Here is a 20,626-nt window from a genome sequence, read left to right on the forward strand (position 1 = left end):
TCATCCCTTCACCGCGCCCTGCAGACCGTTCACGATCCGTCCCTGCAGTGACAGGAAGAGTATGAGCGCCGGCAGCGTCGCGACGGTCGTGAAGGCCAGCACGCCGGCCGTGTCGGCGGAGTACTGCGTCGAGTAGTCGGCCACGCCGAGCGGCAAGGTGCGCATCTCCCCCTGCAGCAGCAGCAGCGGGAGGAGGTAGGAGTTCCACGACGCGACGAAGGCCAGCACCCCGACCGTGACCAGCGCGGGACGGCTGAGCGGGATCGCGATCCGCCAGAAGACCCCGATCCTCGACGCGCCGTCGATCAGGGCGGCCTCCTCCAGCTCGCGCGGCAGGGCCATCAGAAACGGGCGCAGGATCACCACCGTGACCGGGAGAGCGAAGGCGGCCTGCGGGAGCGCGACCCCCCACCAGGTGTTCGACAGCTGGAGGTCTCGACTGATGAAGATGGACAGCGGGATGATCGCGGTGGCGAGGGGGAAGAGCAGCCCCAGCACGAAGACCATGAACAGCGGCTCACGGAGGCGGAAGTCGTACCTCGCCAGCGGGTAGGCGGCCAGCACCCCGGCCCCGACGGCGATCAGGGTCGTCAGGGCCGCGACGACCATGGAGTTGGTGGCGTAGCGCCAGAAGTCGGGGTTGGTGAAGACCGCGGAGTAGTTCTCCAGCCGCCACGGGTCGGGCAGCCCGGCCGGGTCGGTGGCGAGCTGCTCGTTGGAGCGGAAGCCGTTGAGCGCGCCGTAGACCACCGGCCCGACGCTCAGCGCCACGACGGCGAGCGCGATCACGTACGTCGCGGGGTTGCCGCGGTTCATCCGGGTGCCCTTCACGGGGTTCACCTCTCGACCTGGGTGTCGCGCCGCAGCACGAATCGCTGGTAGAGCGCGGCCATGGCCACGCCGATGACGAACAGGACGACGGAGGCGGCTCCGGCGATGCCGTAGTTGCTGCGCTGCGTGCCCTGGCTGATGAGGTAGGACGCCATGGTCGTGGTGGCGTTGGCCGGGCCGCCGCCGGTGAGCACCCACACCATGTCGAAGAGCTGGAGGGAGCCGATCATCGACAGGAAGCACCACGTGCGGATCGTCGGGCCCAGCAGGGGGACGACGATGCGCCACTGGATCTGCCACCAGGACGCGCCGTCGAGCTGGGCGGCCTCGTGGACCTCCTCGGGCACCGACTGGAGCCCGGCCAGGAAGAGCAGGATCGCCAGCCCGAGGTACTTCCAGGTGAGGACGCCGAAGACCGCCCACAGCGCCAGTCCCGGGGTGCCCAGGAAGCCCTGGTCGGGCGGCGTGACGCCCGCCCCGGAGAGCAGGCCGTCCACGACGCCGGTGTCGGGGATGAGCAGCTGGAACCAGATGACCCCGGCGATCACCTCGGCCAGGACGTACGGCACGAAGATCAGCGTCCGCACCAGCCCGCGCCCGCGCATGCTGCGGTTGAGCAGCAGCGCGATCCCGACGCCCAGCGGCAGCTGGATCGCGATGCTGAGCACGACGATGACGAGGTTGTGGACCACCGCCTGGGTGAACACCTCGTCGGTGAGCACCCGCTCGTAGTTGCGCAGCCCGACGAAGTCGTCCATGGGACCGAAGCCCCGCCACCGGTAGAGCGACATGCGCACCGCCGAGGCCACCGGCCACGCGATGAACAGGGCCATCAGCGCCAGTGCCGGGAGGACGAAGACGACGATCTCGAGACGCTCGCGCCACGAGGTCGCGCGACGCGGCCGGGGGCGGCGACCCGGCGCCGGTGCGGCGGGCCGCTCCCCCGGCGCGGGGTCGTCGACGTCCTCGGGGGGTACGACGATCGGGTGGACGGGCAGGCTCACGGTCCCTCTCGATGCCTCTCGGTGTGGGTGGCTGCGCCCCGGCGCCCAGGGCACCGGGTGGGGGCTCAGCCCTGCTCGTCGGCAGCCTGCTGCATGGCGTCCACGATGTCCTGCGGTGAGGCCTCGCCGGCGAACATCAGCGCGATCTCGTCGTTCATCGCGCCACCGATCGACTCACCGAAGGCCGTGTCGAAGTAGAGCTGGACGAACGGCGCCTCGTCGCGGACCTTGATCAGGTCGGCCAGCACCGGGTCGCTCACCGCGTCGGTGGCCGCGGGCAGGGTAGGCAGGCCCATGTCGTTCTCGGCGAAGCCCCGCTGCACGTCCTCGCTGAGCAGATAGGTGACCAGGTCGACGGCCGTGTCGGGGGCGTCCTGCGAGACCGCCCATGCGTCACCACCACCCAGGGCGGCGGTGGGGTCGCCCGCGCCGCCCTCGACCGCCGGGAACGGGAACCAGCCTGTCTTGTCGCCGAGTCCCTGTCCGTCGTCGGTCAGGCCCTGCATGACGCCCGGCTCCCAGTGGCCCTGCATCTCGCTGGCCACCTTCCCGGTGGCGAGCAGGCCGGACGCCGAGGTCGCGCCCTCCTGGGCCGGGGTGGCGAGGAAGCCCTTGTTGAAGGGCTCGGTCCTGATGAAGTCCTCGACGACCTCGCCGGCCTCGACGAAGCACGGGTCGGAGAAGTCGAGGTCGGCGACCGCCTGGGTCAGCACGTCCTGGCTGCAGGTGCGGACCGCCGCGTAGTACCAGTAGTGCGCGGCCGGCCACTTGTCGCCGGCCCCGAGCGACAGGGGCGTGATGCCGGCCGACTCCAGGTCGGAATTGACCTGCTCCCACTCCGCGACGGTGGTCGGCGGCTCCACGCCGGCCGACTTGAAGTCCTCGGTGTTGTACCAGACGCCGACCACGCCGAGGGAGAACGGCAGGGCGTAGGTGCGGTCGTCGACCTGCCAGCCGGCGACCGATCCGCCGATGGCCTCGATCTCAGCGGCCGCGTCGTCGGTCAGGTCACGGGTGAGACCGGCGTCGACGTGCGCGGCGAGCTCCCCGCCGCCCCGCTCCATGTAGACGTCCGGGAGGTCGCCGCTCTGGAAGGCGGCGGCGAGCTTGTCGACCATGTCCTCGTGGGCCATCGCCGTCACCTCGACCTGGACACCGGGGTTGGCCTTCTCGAAGTCCGCGGCGACCTTCTCGTAGTAGCCCTTGCCGGGCTCGTTGTTGGAGTTGTGCCACCAGGTGATGGTGTTGTCGTCGGCGCCGGCCGACTCGTCACCGCCACCGCAGGCCGCCGTCAACGACATCCCCATGCACAGCAGGGCCAGCGCCGCGCCTCGTGTCTGCATCCGCATCTCGATCGGTCCTCTCCGCCCACGTGCCGGTATGACGTGGATCACACAGCACCCGAGATTGCAGGACCGACCCCTGCCTTGTCAATCGATGTCGATAACGATTTCCATCAATCGGGGATCGAGCCCGACCACGACCTCGTTCCCGGAGCGGCGGTCCCGGTGGCTCAGACGGTCTCGGTCCGCCCGTCCGTCCACACGACGAGGCCACCCCGGCCGGGTCGCAAGCGCAGCCACGCCGCGGCGTCCGCCCCGCGAGCGAACGCCGCTGTCGCGTCGATGTCGGCGCCGACGAGGTCGGGGGCCAGCACCGTCACCGAGGCGACGTCGGCCGGTGCACGTCCGGTGCGCCCGTCGACGACGTGGTCGCCACGGTGCGCGGTCCCGGAGGTGGCGACTCCCCCGCGGCGTACCGGCACCCGGGCGACCAGCGAGGTCGGGTCGTGCGGGTCCTCGATGCCGATCTGCCAGGGCTCGCCGTCGGGATCGGCGGTCCAGCAGACGAGGTCCCCGCCGCCGCCCAGGCAGACGTCGGTGCCGGGCAGCGCCTGCAGGTGCGCGGCCGCGCGCTGCACCGCCCAGCCCTTCACGACCCCGTCGGTGTCGAGGGCCATGCGTCCCGCGGCATCGCGTCGTCGTACGTCGAAGGCACCGCCGGAGGCCAGGCGCGCGTCCTCCGCCAGGGCGAGCACCTCGCGCGCGAGAGCGGGGGCATCGGCGAGGTCGACGAGCCCGCGGTTGAGGAGGGTCACCCAGGAGTCGTCGCGGTGGCGGCTGAACATGGCGTCGGCCGCGTCGAGCTCGGCCCGCGCAAGCGCCCAGGCGGTCAGCGCACGCCCGTCCCCGGCGTGCCTTCCGCGCAGCGCCACGCTGACGGGCAGGCCCATGACGTGCACGACGTCACGCCAGGGCGCCGTGCGGACGGCGGTCACAGCCCCGCCCGGTCGAGGGCGCTCTGCAGTGACTGCTGGTAGCCGACGCTCGTGTAGGTCGCGCCGCTGACCATGTCGATGCTGCTGCTCTGCGCGCTCATCGTCTCCTGCACGAGGACCGGCAGGGCGTAGGCGTTGATCTCGGCGTCGCGGGGGTTGTCGTCGGGGTACTGCACGACGGACACCCCGGTGATCTCGGAACCGCTCACGCTCACCTCGACCTGCACCGGGCCCCACCGCGTCTGGGCGACGTCGCCCGTCACCGTCGTGCTGGAGGTGTCCGAGGGGGTGCTTCCCGATGCGGGAGTCGTGGACGGCGACGACGACGACCCGGAGGTCGCCGGAGCCGCCAGCACGCCCGCGGTGAAGCTCGAGAGCGGGCCGGTCGCGGCGAGGGGTCCGGCGAACGAGGTGTGGTAACCGAAGAGCAGCGCCAGCACCACCGCGGTGCTCGAGAGCCACAGGACGATGCGTCTCATCCGGTCACCATCCGAAGGTCTCGGCGTGGATGTGGCTCCCGGGCACCCCGGCCCGGCGCAGGTCGGCCACGACCAGGTCCGCCCACGTCTGCGGTCCGCAGACGTAGACGTCGCGCTGTGCGATGTCGCCGACCCAGTGCCGCAGGGCGGCCAGGTCGCTGAAGCCTCCTGCGTGGGCCTCACCCAGCCACGAACCGGCAGCCCTCCGCCGCCCGGGGAGGGTCAGCACCCGGATGCCGCGGGCCGCCAGCCGGCGCAGGTCGTCGACGAAGGCACCCGCGTCCCGGTCGCGGTGGAGCAGGACCACGTCGCCGCCCTCCCCCAGGAGGCCCGAGAGCTCCTCGGCCAGCGCGAGCAGCGGGGCCGAGCCGACACCCGCCCCGATCAGCGCGACCCGGTCGCCGTGCCTGCTGCGGGCGGTGAGGCGGCCGTAGGGGCCTTCAACCAGCACCCGGCTGCCGCGGACGAGGGTCGCGGTGGAGCCGCTCCCGTCACCGCTGTCCTGCACAGTGATCCGCAGGTGCCGGCCGTCGGGGGCAGCCGAGAGCGAGTAGGGGTTGGCGCGGGTCCAGCCCTCGCGGCCGAGGAAGCGCCAGCTCAGCCACTGACCGCCCCGGGCGGGCAGCCGGTCGAGACCACGCCCGGAGACGGTCACCGACACGATGCCGGGTGCCTCCTCGACGACGTCCTCGACGACGAGCCGGTGGCGCAGGTTGCGCGCCACCGGCCTCGCGACCCGCCAGGTCACGACGGCGGCCGCGGTGAGCCCCCACGCGCTCCACCAGAAGACCGTGCGGGAGGTCGACGACACGAGCTCCTGCCCGGTCCACAGCTGGTGCGGCAGCGCCAGTCCTGCTCCGAGGTAGCCGTAGAGGTGCAGCAGGTGCCACGACTCGTAGCGCAGTCGCCGCCGGGCCGCGCGGATGCTGGTCACCACGACCAGCACCAGCGCGACGAAGCCGGCGTCGGCGAGCAGCATCGCCGGGTAGGTGAGCGTGAGGTCCCACAGCTCCCCCGGCCACCGCAGGGCCGACCCGTCGCCGTACCCCCAGGTGACCAGGACGACGTGGGCGAGCATCAGGGTGAAGGACGAGAAGCCCACGAGCCGGTGGATCGCGGCCAACCTGTCCTGGCCGAACGCGCGCTCCAGCACCGGCACCCGCGCCATCAGCACGACCTGCGTGAGGAGCAGGACCGAGGCGAGCAGGCCGGTCCATCGCCCGATCGACATCAGGGCGCTCGCCCAGCCGCCGAGGTCGCCGAGGCCGCCGCCGTCGATCCACCACCAGGTCACCAGCGCGAGCGCTGCGCCCAGGAGGGCGGTCGCGGCGCGGCGTACGGCGAGGTCGAGGCTCGCCCGGCTCGGGGTCATGGACCCCAGACTGCGCGGCGTCGCTGGGCCCGACCTACGTGGAACCTGTGAGAGTGCTGTGGGCGCCGCGGAAATGCGAGGGCCGCGGCGTCGTCCCTCGTGGACAATGTCGCCGGTGTACCTGACCCTCACCTCGACCGCGCCCGGTGCCACCGACCTCGGGTTCCTGCTGCACAAGCACCCCGAGAAGGCGCAGCGCTTCGAGGTGTCGGCCGGGGTGGCGCACGTGTTCTACCCCGAGGCCACCGACGAGCGCTGCACGGTCGCGCTGCTGCTCGAGGTCGACCCGGTCTCGCTGGTGCGCGGCCGCCGCCACGGCGGCGACGCCTTCGCGCTCGGGCAGTACGTCAACGACCGGCCGTACGCCGCCACGTCGATGCTCGCCGTCGCGCTCGCCAAGGTCTTCCGTACGGCGATGGGCGGGCGCTGCGACGCCCGGCCCGAGCTGGTCGACCAGCCGCTGCCGCTGGACGTGCGCGTCCCGGTCGTCCCCACCAGCGGCGGGCCCGACCTGGTGCGCGAGCTCTTCGCGCCCCTCGGCTGGACCGTGACGGCGAGCCCGCTGCCGCTCGACGAGACGATCCCGACGTGGGGCGACTCGCGCTACGTCGACCTCCGCCTCACCGGCACGATGCGGCTCGCCGACGCCCTCACCCACCTCTACGTCCTGCTGCCCGTGCTCGACTCGGCGAAGCACTACTGGGTCTCGACCGACGAGGTCGACAAGCTGGTCCGCGCGGCCGGCGACTGGCTCCCGACGCACCCAGCACGCGAGCTCATCACCCAGCGCTACCTCGCCCACCAGCGCGACCTGGTCACGACCGCGGCCGCCCGGCTGTCCGAGGTGGACGAGGTCCCCGTCGAGGACGCGCCCGAGGAGCGGCCACGTCCCCTCGTCGCGCTGCGCAGGCAGGCGGTGCTGGACGCCCTGCGCGCGGCGGGCGCGGCGCGCGTCGTCGACCTCGGCTGCGGCGAGGGCGCGCTCCTGCGCGAGCTGGTCGCGCACCCCGAGTTCACCGAGGTCCTCGGCGTGGACGTGTCGGCCCGGGCCCTCGAGGTCGCCGAGCGCCGGCTCGGCCTCGACCGGATGCCCGACAGCCAGCGGGCCCGGCTGCGGCTGCTCCAGTCGTCGCTCACCTACCGCGACGAGCGACTGGAGGGGTACGACGCGGTGGTGCTGATGGAGGTCGTCGAGCACCTCGACCCCGAGCGGCTGCCCGCGCTCGAGAGCACCGTCTTCATGCACGCGCGACCGAGGACCGTCATCGTGACGACGCCCAACGTCGAGCACAACGTGCGGTTCGAGGGGCTCGCCGCCGGGGCCATGCGTCACCGCGACCACCGCTTCGAGTGGACGCGCGCCGAATTTGCCGCGTGGGCGGGCGGGGTCGGCGAGCGCACCGGCTACACGGCCGCGTTCCTGCCCGTCGGCGAGGACGACCCGGAGGTCGGACCGCCGACCCAGATGGCCGTGTTCACCCGACTGGAAGGGGCGACAGCATGACGGACCTCCACATCCCCGAGCTGAGCCTCGTCGTGCTCGTCGGCGCGTCCGGGTCCGGCAAGTCGACGTTCGCGCGCGAGCACTTCGCGCCGTACGAGACGATCTCCAGCGACGTCTGCCGCGGCCTGGTGGCCGGTGACGAGAACGACCAGTCCGCGACCAAGGACGCGTTCGAGGTGCTGCACTTCATCGCCGGCAAGCGGCTGGCGGCGGGGCGGCTGACGGTCGTCGACGCGACCAGCGTCCAGCACCAGGCCCGCAAGGCCCTGGTCGAGCTCGCTCGCGCGCACGACGTGCTGCCGGTCGCGATCGTCCTCGACCTGCCCGAGTCGGTGTCGCTGGCCCGCAACGCCGAGCGGGCCGACCGCGACTTCGGCGCGCACGTGGTGAAGCGCCAGAAGGACCAGCTGCGGCGCTCCCTGCGCGGGCTGACCAAGGAGGGCTTCCGCGCAGTGCACGTGCTCACCAGCGTCGAGGAGGTCGAGGCCGCCAGCATCGTGCGGGACAAGCTGCTCAATGACCGCCGCGACGAGCACGGCCCCTTCGACGTGATCGGCGACGTGCACGGGTGCCGGGCCGAGCTGGAGGCGCTGCTCGACCGCCTCGGCTACGTGGTCGTGCGTGACGACGACGGACGCCCGGTCGACGCGAGCCACCCGGACGGACGCCGGGCGGTGTTCGTCGGCGACCTCGTCGACCGCGGGCCCGACAGCCCGGGCGTGCTGCGGCTGGTGATGGGGATGGTCGGTCGCGGCCACGCCCTGTGCGTTCCGGGCAACCACGAGAACAAGCTGGTGCGCGCCCTCGACGGACGCCACGTCCAGGTCAGCCACGGGCTCGAGGAGACGCTCGCGCAGCTGGAGTCCGAGACCCCCGAGTTCCGGGCGGAGGTGCGCGCGTTCTGCGACGGACTCGTCGCCCACCTCGTCCTCGACGACGGCCGCCTCGTCGTCGCGCACGCCGGGCTCAAGGAGGCCTACCACGGTCGTGCGTCCGGCCGGGTCCGGTCGTTCGCGCTGTACGGCGACTCGACCGGCGAGACAGACGAGTTCGGCCTCCCCGTGCGCTATCCGTGGGCCAACGACTACCGCGGCCGGGCGATGGTGCTCTACGGCCACACCCCCACGCCCGACCTGGAGTGGGTCAACAACACGCTCTGCCTCGACACCGGCGTCGTCTTCGGCGGACGGCTGAGCGCGCTGCGCTATCCCGAGAAGGAGACCGTGCAGGTCGACGCCGAGCGGGTCTGGTACGAGCCGGTCAAGCCGCTGCACGCACCAGCTGGGGACGGCAGCAGGGCTCGGGCCGACGACCAGCTCGACGTGACCGACGTCCTCGGCCGCCGCGTCGTCGAGACCGCGCACCACGGTCGCGTCACGATCAACGAGGAGAACGCCGCGGGTGCGCTCGAGGTGATGAGCCGCTTCGCCCTGCACCCGCGCTGGCTGCCCTACCTGCCGCCCACGATGGCGCCGCCCGCGACATCCACCCGCGCCGACCTGCTCGAGCACCCCGACGAGGCGTTCGCCGCGTTCACGGCCGTCGGCGTCCACGACCTCGTGTGCGAGGAGAAGCACATGGGGTCGCGCGGCGTGGTGCTCGTGTGCCGGTCCGACGCGGTCGCCGCCGAGCGCTTCGGCGCCACCGACGGCGAGACCGGCGCGGCCTGGACCCGCACGGGACGCTCGTTCTTCGACCGCGCCACGACCGAGTCGTTCCTGGCCGGCCTGCGCGGGGCGGTCGGCGCGGCCGGGCTCTGGGACGAGCTCACGTCCGACTGGGTGCTGCTCGACACGGAGATCCTGCCGTGGTCGGCCAAGGCCGGCGACCTGCTGCGTGACCAGTACGCCGCTGTCGGCACCGCCGCCCGCCATGGACTTCCCGCCGCGGCGGCCGGCCTGGAGACCGCCGTGGCCAGGGGCATCGACGTCGGCGACCTGCTGGCGCGCACGAGGGCACGGTCCGCCAACGCGGACGGGTTCACCGCGGCGTACCGACGCTACTGCTGGCCGACGGACGGGCTGGACGGGATCGCCGTCGCGCCGTTCCAGGTGCTGGCCACGCAGGGTCGCACGCACCACGAGCGTGACCACCTGTGGCACCTGGCGATCGCCGACCGGTTGGTCGCCGCCGCTCCGGGCCTGGTGCGGGAGACACGTCGCCTCCGGGTCGACACCCACGACCCGGCCTCCGTCGCCGCGGGCGTCGAGTGGTGGGAGTCGCTCACCGCGGCCGGCGGTGAGGGCATGGTCGTGAAGCCGTTGGCCAACCTGACTCGCGCCGAGCGTGGGCTCGTGCAGCCGGGGATCAAGGTGCGAGGTCGGGAGTACCTCCGGATCATCTACGGCCCCGACTACACCGAGCCCGCCCACCTCGCGCGGCTGCGCGACCGCAACCTCGGACACAAGCGGTCGCTGGCCCTGCGGGAGTATGCCCTCGGTCTGGAGTCGCTGGAACGGCTCGCCCGCGGCGAACCGCTGTGGCGCGTGCACGAGCCGGTCTTCGCCGTGCTGGCGCTGGAGTCGGAGCGCGTCGACCCGCGCCTGTGAGTGCGGTTGGCAGGTGAATACTGAATGCCCGATCTGCAGGGGCTTCCGCGCGCGGTAGGTAACCAGTTACCAACGCCGCCGCGCTCGCCCCGGGAAACCCGCGATCTGGTATCCACCTGCGAACCGCGACAATGGGCCGGTGCTCCCCCGCCCCGTCCGCGCGTGCGTCGTCGCGGTGGTCGTGGCCGTGCAGGTCGCGCTCCTGGCGACGCTCCTCCTCGCCGACCGGGACGAGCTGCACGACGCCCAGCTCGGGATCGTCGCTCCCGGACTCGTCGGCGAGCTGGTGGCCCAGCACGAGACGGGGGCCGCCCCCGACCTCGTGCAGCTCGTCCTCGTGCCGCTCGACCGCGTCGACGCCGAGCGAGGCGTGCGCGAGGGCGACCTCGTCGGGGCCCTGGTCGTGGACCTCGCCGCCGGCCGCGACACGCTGCTCGTCCACGGCGGGCGGCGTGACGGCATCGCGTCAGCCGCGCAGCGGCAGGTCGAGGCCACCGAACGCACCCTCGGCCGGACGGTCGCGGTGCGCGACATCGCCGCACCGACCGAGGCGGGTCGCGACGTCGACGCCGATCGCACAGCCCTGGCCGCGCTGGTGCTGGGCTTCCTCCTTGGCGCCGGCGCGGTCCTCCATCAGGTGCGGCACCCCGCCGGGCACCGGGTCCGGGACGCAGCGGCCCTCCTGCTGGCCGGGTCCCCGCTGATCGGGCTCGCGCTCGCCGGGCTGGCCCCGGGAGGGCCCTTCCTCGCCCGCGCCGCCGTGCTGGCCACCGCTGCCCTGGCCGCGTCGTTGCTGCCGTCGGCGCTCGCCGCCGCGGCCAGCCGCACCGGCATGGTGGTCGCGTCCGCGGTGGGGCTGTGCCTGGCCGCGCCCCTCGCCGTACACCTCGACGACCTGCTCCTCCCCCAGCCCTGGTCGACCTTCTTCCCGTGGACCGCGGCGGACGCGGCGCGCACGGCCCTGTCCACGCTGGCCGCGGGCGACCTGGACCGGCGCGCGGTGGCGGTCCTGGCCGCGTGGGTCGCGGTGGGCGCAGCGGCTGCCGTCTCGGGCGTACGCCGCAGCGCGCGTCGACGATCCGAGCGGCTGCCCGTCCTGCACACCGCAGCCGCGGCCGCGCCGGCGGCGATCGTGCTGCTCGCCGCGGCTGCCCTGGTGCCGGCGGGCGCCGAGGTACGACCGGACGCGGACGGGCTCGCCACGACCAGTGAGTGCGTCGAGGTCGGGCAGGCGCGGTCGGTGCGCGACCTCAACGCCATCACCCGCAAGGTCCGCGGGGGCGGGGACGTCGGCGCCAGCGTCGAGCTGCAGGACGGCCGGGTGCTGATGATGTTCGGCGACACGCTCCGCGAGGACGAGAGTGCCGGGAAGCTGGTGCGGAACTCGATGCTGGTCTTCGACGACCGGTGCATCCGCGCGGTGCTGCCGCCTGACCGGGGAGCGGTGGTCCCCAACCGCTCGAGCCCCGCTCAGTCGAGCGAGGTCGGCTACTGGCCGATGTCGGTCGGCGCTGCGGCGTACGACGGCTACGACCTCGTGGCCGTGCTGGCGCAACGCGTGCGCTCGACCGGCACCGGCGGCTTCGACTTCGAGGCGCTGGGCAGCTCGGTGGCGGTGTTCGTGGTGCCGAGCGGCGGCGTGCCGCAGCTCGTCGCGGTGCACGACCTCGACGAGGACAGCACCGACCCGACGCGTCCGATGTGGGGAGCCGCCAGCGCCTCGGCCGACGGCTGGGTCTATCTCTACGGGACGGCGACCACCGGCGAGGAGCTCGTCTTCGGCCACTCGCTGCGGGTCGCGCGGATGCGACTGACGGACATCGTCGACCCGCGGACGTGGACCTACTGGGACGGGTCGGGGTGGAGCCGCGACACCGACGACGCGACCGAGCTGATCGCCGCCGACGGCGGGACCTCGCAGACCCTCTCGGTCTTCGAGCAGGACGGTCTCTGGTTCGCGCTGTCGAAGCGCGACGAGTTCCTGGGCGATGAGGTGGTCGTCTGGCCGGCGCCGTCACCGCAGGGTCCGTTCGGACCTCCGGTCTCGGTCGCCGACCTGCCCTCCGAGGTCGAGGCCGGCGTGCTTCGCTACATGCCGCTCGCCCACCCCGGCCTGCTGCCGAAGCCCGGCACGGTGGTCGTGTCCTACAGCAACAACCGCACCGACTTCGACGAGGTGCTGGCCGACCCGAGCCGCTACCGGCCGACGTTCCTGCGGGTCCGCTTGCCCTGAGCTCGACGGGTCAGTCGGAGACGGCCATCTCGCCGAGCTCGGACCAGTCGGACTGGTCGACGCTCTGGCTGACGATCCTGGGCGTCGCGGCGAGGTGGGGCGGCAGATCGCGCTGCGCGGCCTTGAAGTGCTCCGAGCCGACGTGCGCGCCGCCCGCGTCGCCGTCGCGGAACGCCTCGACCAGCACGTACTCGTTGGGGTTGTCGAGGCTGCGCGACCAGTCGAACCACAGGCAGCCCTCCTCGGCCCGGGTGGCCTCGGTGAAGGGCCTGGAGATCTCCGGCCAGTCGTCGGCGTGCTCGGGCTTGATCTGGAACTTCGCGGTGATGAAGATCAACGACTTCTCCTCGTCGGGGGACGGCTGGTCGCGACTATCTTCTCACCATGACGTCTCGGACCCCGACCGCCGTCCGACTGGGTCTGCGCGAGCTGCGGACGCACCTCGCCAGCCGCATGGGCCGCATCACCGTCGTCGCGCTCGCGCTCGTCCCGACGATCTACGCCGGGCTCTACCTCTACGCCAACCACGACCCCTACGGCGGCCTCGAACGGGTGCCCGCGGCGATCGTGGTCAACGACGCCGGGGCCACCACCTCCGACGGCCGGGAGATCGAGGCCGGGAGCGAGGTCGCCGACCAGCTCGGCGACGACGGCTCCTTCGACTGGCAGCGGGTCGACGCCGCGCAGGCGCGCGCCGGGGTCGCGGACGGGACCTACGACTTCGCGCTCCTCATCCCCCGCGACTTCTCCCGCTCGCTGGTCAGCAGCAGCGGCGCCGACCCGGAGCAGGCGCGGCTGCAGATGGTCACCAACGACGCCAACTCCTACCTCTCCACGACCATCGCCAACACGGTCACCACCAAGGTCCGCGCCGCGATCTCCGAGCGCGTCTCCGAGGAGGCCGTGACAACGTTCCTGCTCGGTCTCACCGACGTGCGGCGCGGGCTGCTCGACGGCGCCGACGGGGCCGACCAGCTGCACATCGGCCTCGGGACCGCCCACGACGGGGCCGACGACCTGCGCACCGGGGCAGGCCGGCTCGCGTCCGGGCTCGACCAGATCTCGACGAAGATCGCGCCGCTCCCCGGCCGGACGCAGCGGCTCGCCGACGGGGCCGAGCAGGTCGCCGACGGCAACGAGCAGGTCGCCGCGACGGGGCGCGAGGTGGCCTCGGCGGTGGCGGCCGTACGCCGCGACTACGCCGATCGCCGTCAGCGGCTCGTCTCCTTGCTGGCCGCGCAGGGGCTCACCGGGCCCCAGAGGTCGGCCGTCCTGGCGGCGTACGACCAGCTCCGTCCCGTTGTCCAGACCGCGAACAGCCGGGCACAGCGCGCCTCCGGGCAGCTCGACCGGCTCGCCGACGGGGCGAGGCAGGTGGCCGACGGCAACGCCGAGCTCGCCGACGCGGTGCCCCAGCTCGTCGCCGGCGTCGGCAAGGCCGCCGACGGCGCGGACCAGCTGAAGGCCGGTGCCGGGCGGCTCGGCCGCGGCCTCGGCAAGCTCGAGCGCGGTGCCGACCGGCTCGAGGGCGGGCTCCGCGACGGCGCGGAGCAGATCCCCACCTCGACCGACGACTCCCGCCGACGGGTCGCCGACACCATCGCCAACCCGGTGGACGTCGACAGTGCCTCGCAGGCCAGTGCCGACTCGTACGGCGCCGGGCTGGCCCCCTTCTTCCTCGCCCTCGCGACGTGGATCGGCGCCTACGTCGTCTTCATCGTGTTCCGGCCGGTCAGTCCCGGCCGCGACGAGGAGGACGTCCACGGCTGGCGGGCCGCGCTCGGCGGGTGGCTGCCCGCGGCCATCGTCGGAGCCGTGCAGGTCTCGCTGCTCGTGCTGGTCGTGGCGTTCGCGGTGGGCATCAGCGCCGTCGACCTGCCGGCGACCTGGCTCTTCCTCGTGCTGACCTCGGTCGTGTTCGTGGCGATCGTGCACGCGTTCAACGTCGCCCTCGGCCTGCCGGGCCAGTTCCTGGCCCTGGTGCTGATGGTGCTCCAGCTCGTCACTGCGGGCGGCACGTTCCCGTGGCAGACGATCCCCACTCCCCTGCACCCGCTCCACCACGCGCTGCCGATGAGTTATGCGGTCGACGGCCTGCGGCTCCTGATGTACGGCGCACCGTCGACGCGCCTCGCCGCGGACGTGGCCGTTCTCGTCGGGTGGGGACTGGCCGCGATGGCCCTGGTGGTGCTCATCGGGGCGCGCCGGGGCGCACCCGACCCGGACCCGGTCGCGGAGCCGCTGGCCAAGGGCGCCTGAATCAGACGTCCTCGACCTGGGCGCTGAGCACCGCGAGGGTGCGCGCGAGCAGCACCGAGTCGTCGTCGGCGCGGGTGGCGGCGACCAGCTCCATGCGGGCGCGCCCGGCCAGCGGCCGGTAGACCGTCCCGGCGACCACGAGCGAGGCGACCGGCTCGGGCACGATCGCCACGCCCAGCGCGGCCGCCACGAAGGTCACCAGCGTCGAGGTCTCGGCCACCTCGTGGCGGATCGTCGGCTCGAAGCCGGCGTCGCGGCACAGCGCCGTGACCGCGTCGTGCATCGCGGAGCGCCCGTGCCCGGAGTGGACGATGAGGTCCTCCTCGGCCAGGTCGGCGACACGCACCCGCGCCCGGGAGGCGAGCCGGTGGCCCTCCGGCAGCGCGACGACGTACTTGTCGTCGCGCAGCGGCGTGACGACCAGGTCGGAGTCCTCGGTCAGCTCGCGGAACGGTCGCAGCAGGGCCAGGTCGATGGAGCCCTCGCGCAGCGCGTCGAGCTGGTCGGGACTGAGCATCTCGCCGCGGAACGCGAAGTCGACGACCGGCATCCGCTCGCGCAGCGCGCGGGCCAGGGCGGGCAGCAGCGAGTAGGTGGCCGAGCCCACGCAGCCAACGACCAGGCGCCCCTCGAGGCCGCTGCCGATGCGCACGGCCTCGACGCGGGCCGTGTCGACGGCCCGGAGGATGGCGCGCACGCGGACGAGGTAGGCCTCGCCGGCGGGGGTCAGGTCGACGCGACGTGTCGTGCGGCGCAGGAGCCGGACGCCCAACTCGTCCTCGAGCTGCTTGATCTGCTGGGAGAGCGGCGGCTGCGCCATGTGCAGCTTGTGGGCGGCCCGTCCGAAGTGCTTCTCCTCGGCAACGGCCTGGAAGTAGCGCAGGTGGCGGAGCTCCATCGACCAAGACTCCCAGAATATCGATCGTCGGGAAATGGTCCGGGTGGAGTATCGCTCAGCGTGCGGCCAGCACGCGGTCGGCCGACCGTCCGAGCAGCTCGCGCGCGGACGCGGTGTCACCGTCGGCGAGCAGGCCGCGCACGGCGGTCGACGAGCACACCTGCCCGCCCTGCTCGACCAGCGATACTGCGTCGACGTCGAAGCCGTGCCACTCCCCTGCCTCGGCCAGGAAGTCGGGGTCGCCGGCGCCGCGTCGCCCGAAGCGGAAGTTGGCACCGACCACGACGTGGCGCACGCGCAGCCGCTCGACCAGGCCGAGCCGGACGAAGTCCGAGGCCGGCGTTGCCGCCGTACGCCGATCGAAGGGCAGGACGAGGACGTGGTCGACGCCGAGCTCGAGGGCCGTCTCGACCCGCTCCTCGACGGTGAGGAGCTGGCGGGGCGCCCGCTCGGGGCAGGTGACCAGCAGCGGGTGCGGGTCGAAGGTGAGGAGGACGGAGGGGACGCGGAGCTGTGCCGCGCGCACGCGCGCTCGCTCGACCAGCGTCTGGTGGCCGCGGTGGAAGCCGTCGAAGACGCCCATCGTCACGACGGTCCCGAGGTCGAAGAGGTCGCGCTCGGGCCAGTCAGTGAGGTGCCGGGGTGCGGCGAGCGTGGTCAGCATGGTCATCGGTGTCACGTCCCAGGATCGTGGGGGTCCCCGGTGGCCGGAGGGCTGCTCCGACCACCGGGGTGGTCCGGGTGGGTCAGGCCTCGGGCTCGAGCTCGAAGTCGTAGGTGCTGCGGCGCGTGCCGGTGCCGTCGTCCTGCGGGTCGAGGACCAGCTCGGGCTTGGTGGCCTCGGCGACGTCGGAGTCGAGGTAGTCCCCGCCGGCGAAGTAGAGCTGCGTGGTGATGGTGCGGTGCCCCTCGGCGCGCACCTGGATGTGCAGGTGCGCGGGGCGCCACGGGTGCCAGCCGGCCGCCTCGATCATCTGACCGGTCGGGCCGTCGTGCGGGATCTGGTACGGCGCGGGCTGGATCGTGTCGATCGCGAACCGCCCCTCCTCGTCGGTCACCACGACGCCGCGCAGGTTGCCGTCGGGCACGTGCGGGGCGAATCCGGAGTAGTAGCCGTCCGAGTCGGCGTGCCAGATGTCGACCTCGGAGCCGGCCAGCGGGGTGCCGTCGGTGTCGCGAACCTGGCCCTCGAGGACGAGCGGGGTGCCCTGCTCGTCGGCGCGGCGCGGCAGCGAGCAGGTGGACGACAGCCGGGTCTGGTCGGGGAGGAAGTAGGGGCCGAGGATCGAGCCCTTGGTGCCGGTCTGCGACTTCGCGACCTGCTCCTCCACGGCGTGCTCGACGAACACGTCCATGAACAGCGGCCACTCACCGCCCTCGCCGACGCTCATCAGCCACGCCTTGGCGGCCTGGAACTCCGGGTAGGTGACGTCGTGCTCGGCGATCGCTCCGTGGACGCCCTGGAGGATCGAGGTCACGATGGCGGCGACGCGCTCGGGCGGGGTGTCCGCGACGTCGCGGGTGGAGGCGGTGTCCTTGAAGACCTGGCTCGCGTTGGCGCCCGAGCCGGCCGCGGTGGGTGAGTCCTGGATGGTAGTCATCGGTGGTTGCTTCACTTCCGGTTGAGGATCTGGCTGACGTCGGTCGGGTTGATCAGGTCGGGCACGGTCCAGCCGTCGAGGTCGTACTCCGCCATCATCGATTCGGCGAAGCCCTTCATGGCGGCGGTCTCTCCCTGGGCCTCGGCGGCGAAGAGGATCTCGGCCTTGACGTTCTCGTGGTTGCCGGAGTAGTTGCGCTCGTAGAGCTCGTGGCGGCCGCCGAACTCGGAGCCCACGGCGTCCCACAGAGCCTTCATCACCTTGACCCGGTCGACGGCGTCGTACCCGTTGGAGCCGCGGACGTACTTGTCGAGGTAGGGCCGGATCTCGGGGGTCTTGAAGTCGACCGATCCGGAGTTGAGGTAGATCAGGCCGGACGCGACGTCCTGCATGATGATCTCCTTGACCCGCGGGTAGGCCTCGATCATCAGCTGGCGGTAGACCAGCCCGTAGTCCAGCTTCGGCAGCACGGTCCCGTTGGGGCCTTCGTCCGGGTTCAGGGCCATCGCGTCGGCGAGCGCACGGAAGGTGTTGCGGTAGCCGATGACCTCACCGACGCGGGTCTGCACGCCACGGAAGTCCTTGCTGCCGGTGGCCTCGAGGGCCTTGAGCAACAGGCCAGCGATGAAGTCGAGCTTCACCGACAGGCGGATGCAGCCGTGGAAGGTGAAGCGTGGGATGAACCCGGATTGCGGGAAAAAGCCGTTGATCTTCTCCGGGTCGCCGTACGCGAAGACGTTCTCCCACGGCACGAGCACCTTGTCGAAGACGAAGATCGTGTCGTTCTCGTCCATCCGGCTCGAGAGCGGGTAGTCGAACGGGCTACCCATGACATCGGCGGCCATCGTGTACGACGGACGGCAGATCAGCTTCACGCCGGGAGCATCCATCGGCACGGTGCAGACGATGGCGTACTCCTTCTTCTTGATCGGGAGGCCGTAGTGCGCGATGAAGTTGTAGTTGGTGATCGCCGAGCCGGTCGCGACGACCTTCGCGCCCGAGACGACCAGACCGGCATCGGTCTCCTTCTCCACGCGCATGAACACCTCGCCCGCCTCGTCCGGCGGCAGGTTGCGGTCGACCGGCGGGTTGATGATCGCGTGGTTCCAATAGAGCACGCGCTCCTGGCTGTCCTTGTACCACCGCTTCGCGTTCTCCTCGAACGGCTGGTAGAACTCGCTGTTGCCGCCGAGGGTGCCGAGGAAGCTGGCCTTGTAGTCGGGGCTGCGACCCATCCAGCCCCAACTCTGGCGGGCCCAGGCCTCGATCGCGTTCTTGTCCTGCACCAGGTCGTCCGAGCTGTGCGGTGCACGGAAGAACGGGTGCGTGTAGCCGCCGTTGCCGGTGTCGGTCGGGACGGCCAGGACGCCGGTCCCCTTGACGGCGTCCTCGTGCAGGGCGTCGTACAGCCGGGCGGTCATCCGCACCGGGTTGCGGAACGCCGGGTGCTCGGTGACGTCCTTGACGCGCTCGCCGTAGATCCAGATCTCGCGGTCGTCGCGGATCGACTCGATGTACTCGTCGCCCGTCATCGGTCGGACGTCGTTGGGTCCGTCCTCGACGACGCTGAGCTTTCGTTCCTGCAAGGCGGTCATCAGTTTTCCCTTCGGTGGTGGTGCGGGTTGAGGTGCGGTGATGGCGGTGATCAGGCGCTCGTCGACAGGGCTGCCGACTGCGCCAGTGGGGTGAAGGTGGCGGTCGCGTCGAACCAGCCGTGGTCCGGGTTGTCGATCGAGCCGTCCCAGTGGATGCCCGTCTCCAGCGGGCTGAGGTGGCGGAAGGCGCCACCGTGGAAGAGCAGCGGATCGCGGCCGGGGACCACGACCTGCTCGACCTCGCCTATGACGATGAGGTGGTCGCCGCCGTCGTAGGTCCGCCACGGACGGCACGAGATCGTCGTCGCCGTCCCCTCGAGCACGGGGGCGGTGGGCCCGTCGAGCCAGGCCGGGGCCTCGTCGGCCGGGCGACCGGCGAAGTGCCAGGCGACGTCGAGCTGGTCGGCCGCCAGCACGTTGATGGCGAACGGCTTGCCCTTGAGGAAGTCGCACGCCTTGGAGGTGCGACCGAGCGTGACCTGCGCGAGCGGCGGGTCGAGCGAGACGGCCGTGAAGGCGTTCACGGTGGCGCCATGAGGTTGGCCCTCGGCGTTGGTGCAGGTGACCACGGTGACGCCGGTGGCGAACTGACCGAATGCGTCTCGCAGCTCTCGCGGATTCATGTCGACCTCCTGTACGCTGTGCGTACTACTTGTACGGATTGCGTACATCGACTGTGGCCGTGGTCACAGGCAAAGTCAACGGGCCGGACCATACGCATTGGTACGCATCCGCTATCGACTGATCCAGGCAGCTCAGCGCGATCCGAGACACGGGGGATGACATGGCCGAGGGATCCGAGCGCGACGTGATCGCCAGCATCGAACGGGGCTTCGCGGTGCTCCTGGCCTTCGACGCCGACCTCCCCGCGCCGTCACTGGCCGAGGTCGCCACGAAGACGGGCCTCTCACGCCCAGCGGTGCGACGAATCCTGCTGACCCTTCAGAAGCTCGGCTACGTGAACGCGTCGGGTTCGCGCTGGTCACTGACCCCCCGCGTGCTCACGATCGGCCAGCACTACGCCGCGAGCCACGCCATCTCCGAGGTGGCACAACCCCATCTGCTCAGGCTGGCCGAGCTGACGCACGAGTCCGCCTCGCTGTCGCAGCTCGACGGGACCGGTGTCGTGTACGTCGCCCGCGTGCACGTGCGTCGGGTGATGAGCCTCAACGTCGACATCGGCAGCCGCGTGCCAGTGCACGCCACGTCGATGGGTCGCGTGCTCGTGGCGTGGGCGGACGCGTCCGTGATCGAGCAGGTGATCGAGGACGGCCTGCCGGCGCTGACCCCGACCACCGTGACCGACCCGGTGGCTTTCCGCGACGCCCTGCACGAGGTCCGGCAGCAGGGCTTCGCCCTGGTCGACGGCGAGCTCGAGCCGGGGTTCCTCTCCGCCGCGGCTCCGGTTCGCAACCCCGCCGGCGACGTCGTGGCGGCCCTGGCCTACTCGACCTCACGCGGGCGCACCGACGTCCAGCACGTGCTCGACGACGTGGTCCCGCACCTGCTCGACGTGGCCGCCTCGATCCAGCGCGACCTGGCGGTGGTCACCACGGGTCGTCGTACCCTCGCTCCCGGGGCGCGCGACGGCTTCTTCTAGGGCGCCTGTCGTTCCGTGGCCCTCACCCGATCCCCTCCCGCTCGGAGCCGGGCCACCAGACCGGGCCACCCGCCGTGCCGAGCAGCACGAGCTCGGTGCGACGCCCCGTCGAGCCGCTCGGCGTCGGCCTCGTGGCCGCCGGCCCCGCTGACCCGGCCACCAGGCCCGCGGCCGCCAGGGCCGAGCCGGCGCTGAACATCCCCCGCCTGCTGATCGCGGACTGTCGTACGGCCTCGCTCAGTGCTTCACACATGGTTCCTCCACTGCCTCCCGGCCCGCGCTGGTCGCAGGCTGATGACGAGGATGGTCACGCCCGGACGCTCGTGTCCAAGACCGAATCGGGTCCGACTGATCCGTCAGGCGTGTCCGTACCATTCAGATTCTGCACGTCTCGATCATGGCAAAATGGATACTTCTCAATAT

18 protein-coding genes are annotated in these 20,626 nt (G+C 72.1%); 5 read left to right on the forward strand and 13 right to left on the reverse strand.

The window, feature by feature from the left end:
• From C7S10_RS00370 to C7S10_RS00395, 6 genes are all read right to left on the reverse strand, one after another.
• Positions 1-831, reverse strand: a complete 831-nt coding sequence (locus C7S10_RS00370; RefSeq protein WP_243395125.1) for a carbohydrate ABC transporter permease — start codon at positions 829-831, stop codon at positions 1-3.
• Between the two features lie 5 nt (positions 832-836).
• Positions 837-1,835, reverse strand: coding sequence for a carbohydrate ABC transporter permease (locus C7S10_RS00375; protein ID WP_243395126.1), 999 nt, complete (start codon positions 1,833-1,835; stop codon positions 837-839).
• Positions 1,836-1,900: 65 nt separating this feature from the next.
• Positions 1,901-3,178 (reverse strand): ABC transporter substrate-binding protein, encoded by a 1,278-nt coding sequence (locus tag C7S10_RS00380; RefSeq protein ID WP_207769177.1) that lies wholly within the window; start codon positions 3,176-3,178, stop codon positions 1,901-1,903.
• Positions 3,179-3,348: 170 nt separating this feature from the next.
• Positions 3,349-4,113, reverse strand: a complete 765-nt coding sequence (locus tag C7S10_RS00385) for an FAD:protein FMN transferase (RefSeq protein WP_243395127.1) — start codon at positions 4,111-4,113, stop codon at positions 3,349-3,351.
• Entirely contained in the window at positions 4,110-4,592 is a 483-nt protein-coding gene (locus C7S10_RS00390; RefSeq protein ID WP_108342442.1) for an FMN-binding protein, read from the reverse strand. Before C7S10_RS00390 ends, C7S10_RS00385 begins: the two co-directional genes overlap by 4 nt.
• A 4-nt stretch (positions 4,593-4,596) precedes the next feature.
• Entirely contained in the window at positions 4,597-5,964 is a 1,368-nt protein-coding gene (locus tag C7S10_RS00395) for a ferredoxin reductase family protein (RefSeq protein WP_108342443.1), read from the reverse strand.
• A gap of 106 nt (positions 5,965-6,070) precedes the next feature.
• Between C7S10_RS00395 and C7S10_RS00400 the strand changes: the two genes are divergently transcribed.
• From C7S10_RS00400 to C7S10_RS00410, 3 genes are all read left to right on the forward strand, one after another.
• Positions 6,071-7,468, forward strand: a complete 1,398-nt coding sequence (locus C7S10_RS00400; protein WP_243395128.1) for a 3' terminal RNA ribose 2'-O-methyltransferase Hen1 — start codon at positions 6,071-6,073, stop codon at positions 7,466-7,468.
• Positions 7,465-10,017: a polynucleotide kinase-phosphatase gene (locus C7S10_RS00405; RefSeq protein WP_108342445.1), complete on the forward strand. Its 2,553-nt coding sequence runs from the start codon at positions 7,465-7,467 to the stop codon at positions 10,015-10,017. Before C7S10_RS00400 ends, C7S10_RS00405 begins: the two co-directional genes overlap by 4 nt.
• Before the next feature lie 139 nt (positions 10,018-10,156).
• Positions 10,157-12,250: a DUF4185 domain-containing protein gene (locus C7S10_RS00410; RefSeq protein ID WP_108342446.1), complete on the forward strand. Its 2,094-nt coding sequence runs from the start codon at positions 10,157-10,159 to the stop codon at positions 12,248-12,250.
• Positions 12,251-12,260: 10 nt separating this feature from the next.
• Here C7S10_RS00410 and C7S10_RS00415 read toward each other — a convergent pair whose 3' ends face one another.
• The gene (locus C7S10_RS00415; RefSeq protein ID WP_108342447.1) at positions 12,261-12,587 is read right to left on the reverse strand and encodes a putative quinol monooxygenase; all 327 of its coding nucleotides are present in this window, start codon (positions 12,585-12,587) and stop codon (positions 12,261-12,263) included.
• A 47-nt stretch (positions 12,588-12,634) separates the two neighbouring features.
• On the opposite strand from C7S10_RS00415, the gene C7S10_RS00420 reads away from it, so the two are divergent.
• A complete protein-coding gene (locus tag C7S10_RS00420) occupies positions 12,635-14,509 on the forward strand; it encodes a YhgE/Pip family protein (RefSeq protein ID WP_108342448.1) in 1,875 nt (624 codons plus the stop codon).
• A gap of 1 nt (position 14,510) precedes the next feature.
• On the opposite strand, the gene C7S10_RS00425 is transcribed toward C7S10_RS00420, so the two are convergent.
• From C7S10_RS00425 to C7S10_RS00445, 5 genes are all read right to left on the reverse strand, one after another.
• Positions 14,511-15,407: a LysR family transcriptional regulator gene (locus tag C7S10_RS00425; protein WP_108342449.1), complete on the reverse strand. Its 897-nt coding sequence runs from the start codon at positions 15,405-15,407 to the stop codon at positions 14,511-14,513.
• A 55-nt stretch (positions 15,408-15,462) separates the two neighbouring features.
• Positions 15,463-16,077 (reverse strand): hypothetical protein, encoded by a 615-nt coding sequence (locus C7S10_RS00430; RefSeq protein WP_108342450.1) that lies wholly within the window; start codon positions 16,075-16,077, stop codon positions 15,463-15,465.
• A gap of 76 nt (positions 16,078-16,153) precedes the next feature.
• Complete coding sequence (catA, locus tag C7S10_RS00435) at positions 16,154-17,008, reverse strand: catechol 1,2-dioxygenase (RefSeq protein WP_108342451.1); 855 nt, start codon at positions 17,006-17,008, stop codon at positions 16,154-16,156.
• Between the two features lie 11 nt (positions 17,009-17,019).
• On the reverse strand, positions 17,020-18,603 hold the full coding sequence (locus C7S10_RS00440; RefSeq protein WP_108342452.1) for a 4-hydroxyphenylacetate 3-hydroxylase family protein: 1,584 nt from the start codon (positions 18,601-18,603) through the stop codon (positions 17,020-17,022).
• A 50-nt stretch (positions 18,604-18,653) separates the two neighbouring features.
• Positions 18,654-19,226 (reverse strand): flavin reductase family protein, encoded by a 573-nt coding sequence (locus tag C7S10_RS00445; RefSeq protein ID WP_108342453.1) that lies wholly within the window; start codon positions 19,224-19,226, stop codon positions 18,654-18,656.
• A gap of 161 nt (positions 19,227-19,387) precedes the next feature.
• Here C7S10_RS00445 and C7S10_RS00450 point away from each other — a divergent pair, with 161 nt between their 5' ends.
• On the forward strand, positions 19,388-20,203 hold the full coding sequence (locus tag C7S10_RS00450; protein ID WP_108342454.1) for an IclR family transcriptional regulator domain-containing protein: 816 nt from the start codon (positions 19,388-19,390) through the stop codon (positions 20,201-20,203).
• Between the two features lie 22 nt (positions 20,204-20,225).
• Here C7S10_RS00450 and C7S10_RS21990 read toward each other — a convergent pair whose 3' ends face one another.
• The gene (locus tag C7S10_RS21990) at positions 20,226-20,456 is read right to left on the reverse strand and encodes a hypothetical protein (RefSeq protein ID WP_133176391.1); all 231 of its coding nucleotides are present in this window, start codon (positions 20,454-20,456) and stop codon (positions 20,226-20,228) included.
• Positions 20,457-20,626: the final 170 nt, after the last annotated feature.

The sequence above is a fragment of the Nocardioides currus genome (assembly GCF_003057875.1).
GTDB classification, from domain to species: Bacteria; Actinomycetota; Actinomycetes; order Propionibacteriales; family Nocardioidaceae; genus Nocardioides; species Nocardioides currus.

Coding starts and splice junctions, on each gene's coding strand:
- C7S10_RS00380 (WP_207769177.1), bottom strand. CDS start 3,178: ATGCAGACACGAGGCGCGGCGCTGGCCCTGCTGTGCATGGGGATGTCG.
- C7S10_RS00390 (WP_108342442.1), bottom strand. CDS start 4,592: ATGAGACGCATCGTCCTGTGGCTCTCGAGCACCGCGGTGGTGCTGGCG.
- C7S10_RS00395 (WP_108342443.1), bottom strand. CDS start 5,964: ATGACCCCGAGCCGGGCGAGCCTCGACCTCGCCGTACGCCGCGCCGCG.
- C7S10_RS00400 (WP_243395128.1), top strand. CDS start 6,071: ATGTCGCCGGTGTACCTGACCCTCACCTCGACCGCGCCCGGTGCCACC.
- C7S10_RS00405 (WP_108342445.1), top strand. CDS start 7,465: ATGACGGACCTCCACATCCCCGAGCTGAGCCTCGTCGTGCTCGTCGGC.
- C7S10_RS00420 (WP_108342448.1), top strand. CDS start 12,635: ATGACGTCTCGGACCCCGACCGCCGTCCGACTGGGTCTGCGCGAGCTG.
- C7S10_RS00425 (WP_108342449.1), bottom strand. CDS start 15,407: ATGGAGCTCCGCCACCTGCGCTACTTCCAGGCCGTTGCCGAGGAGAAG.
- C7S10_RS00430 (WP_108342450.1), bottom strand. CDS start 16,077: ATGACCATGCTGACCACGCTCGCCGCACCCCGGCACCTCACTGACTGG.
- catA (WP_108342451.1), bottom strand. CDS start 17,008: ATGACTACCATCCAGGACTCACCCACCGCGGCCGGCTCGGGCGCCAAC.
- C7S10_RS00440 (WP_108342452.1), bottom strand. CDS start 18,603: ATGACCGCCTTGCAGGAACGAAAGCTCAGCGTCGTCGAGGACGGACCC.
- C7S10_RS00445 (WP_108342453.1), bottom strand. CDS start 19,226: ATGAATCCGCGAGAGCTGCGAGACGCATTCGGTCAGTTCGCCACCGGC.
- C7S10_RS00450 (WP_108342454.1), top strand. CDS start 19,388: ATGGCCGAGGGATCCGAGCGCGACGTGATCGCCAGCATCGAACGGGGC.
- C7S10_RS21990 (WP_133176391.1), bottom strand. CDS start 20,456: ATGTGTGAAGCACTGAGCGAGGCCGTACGACAGTCCGCGATCAGCAGG.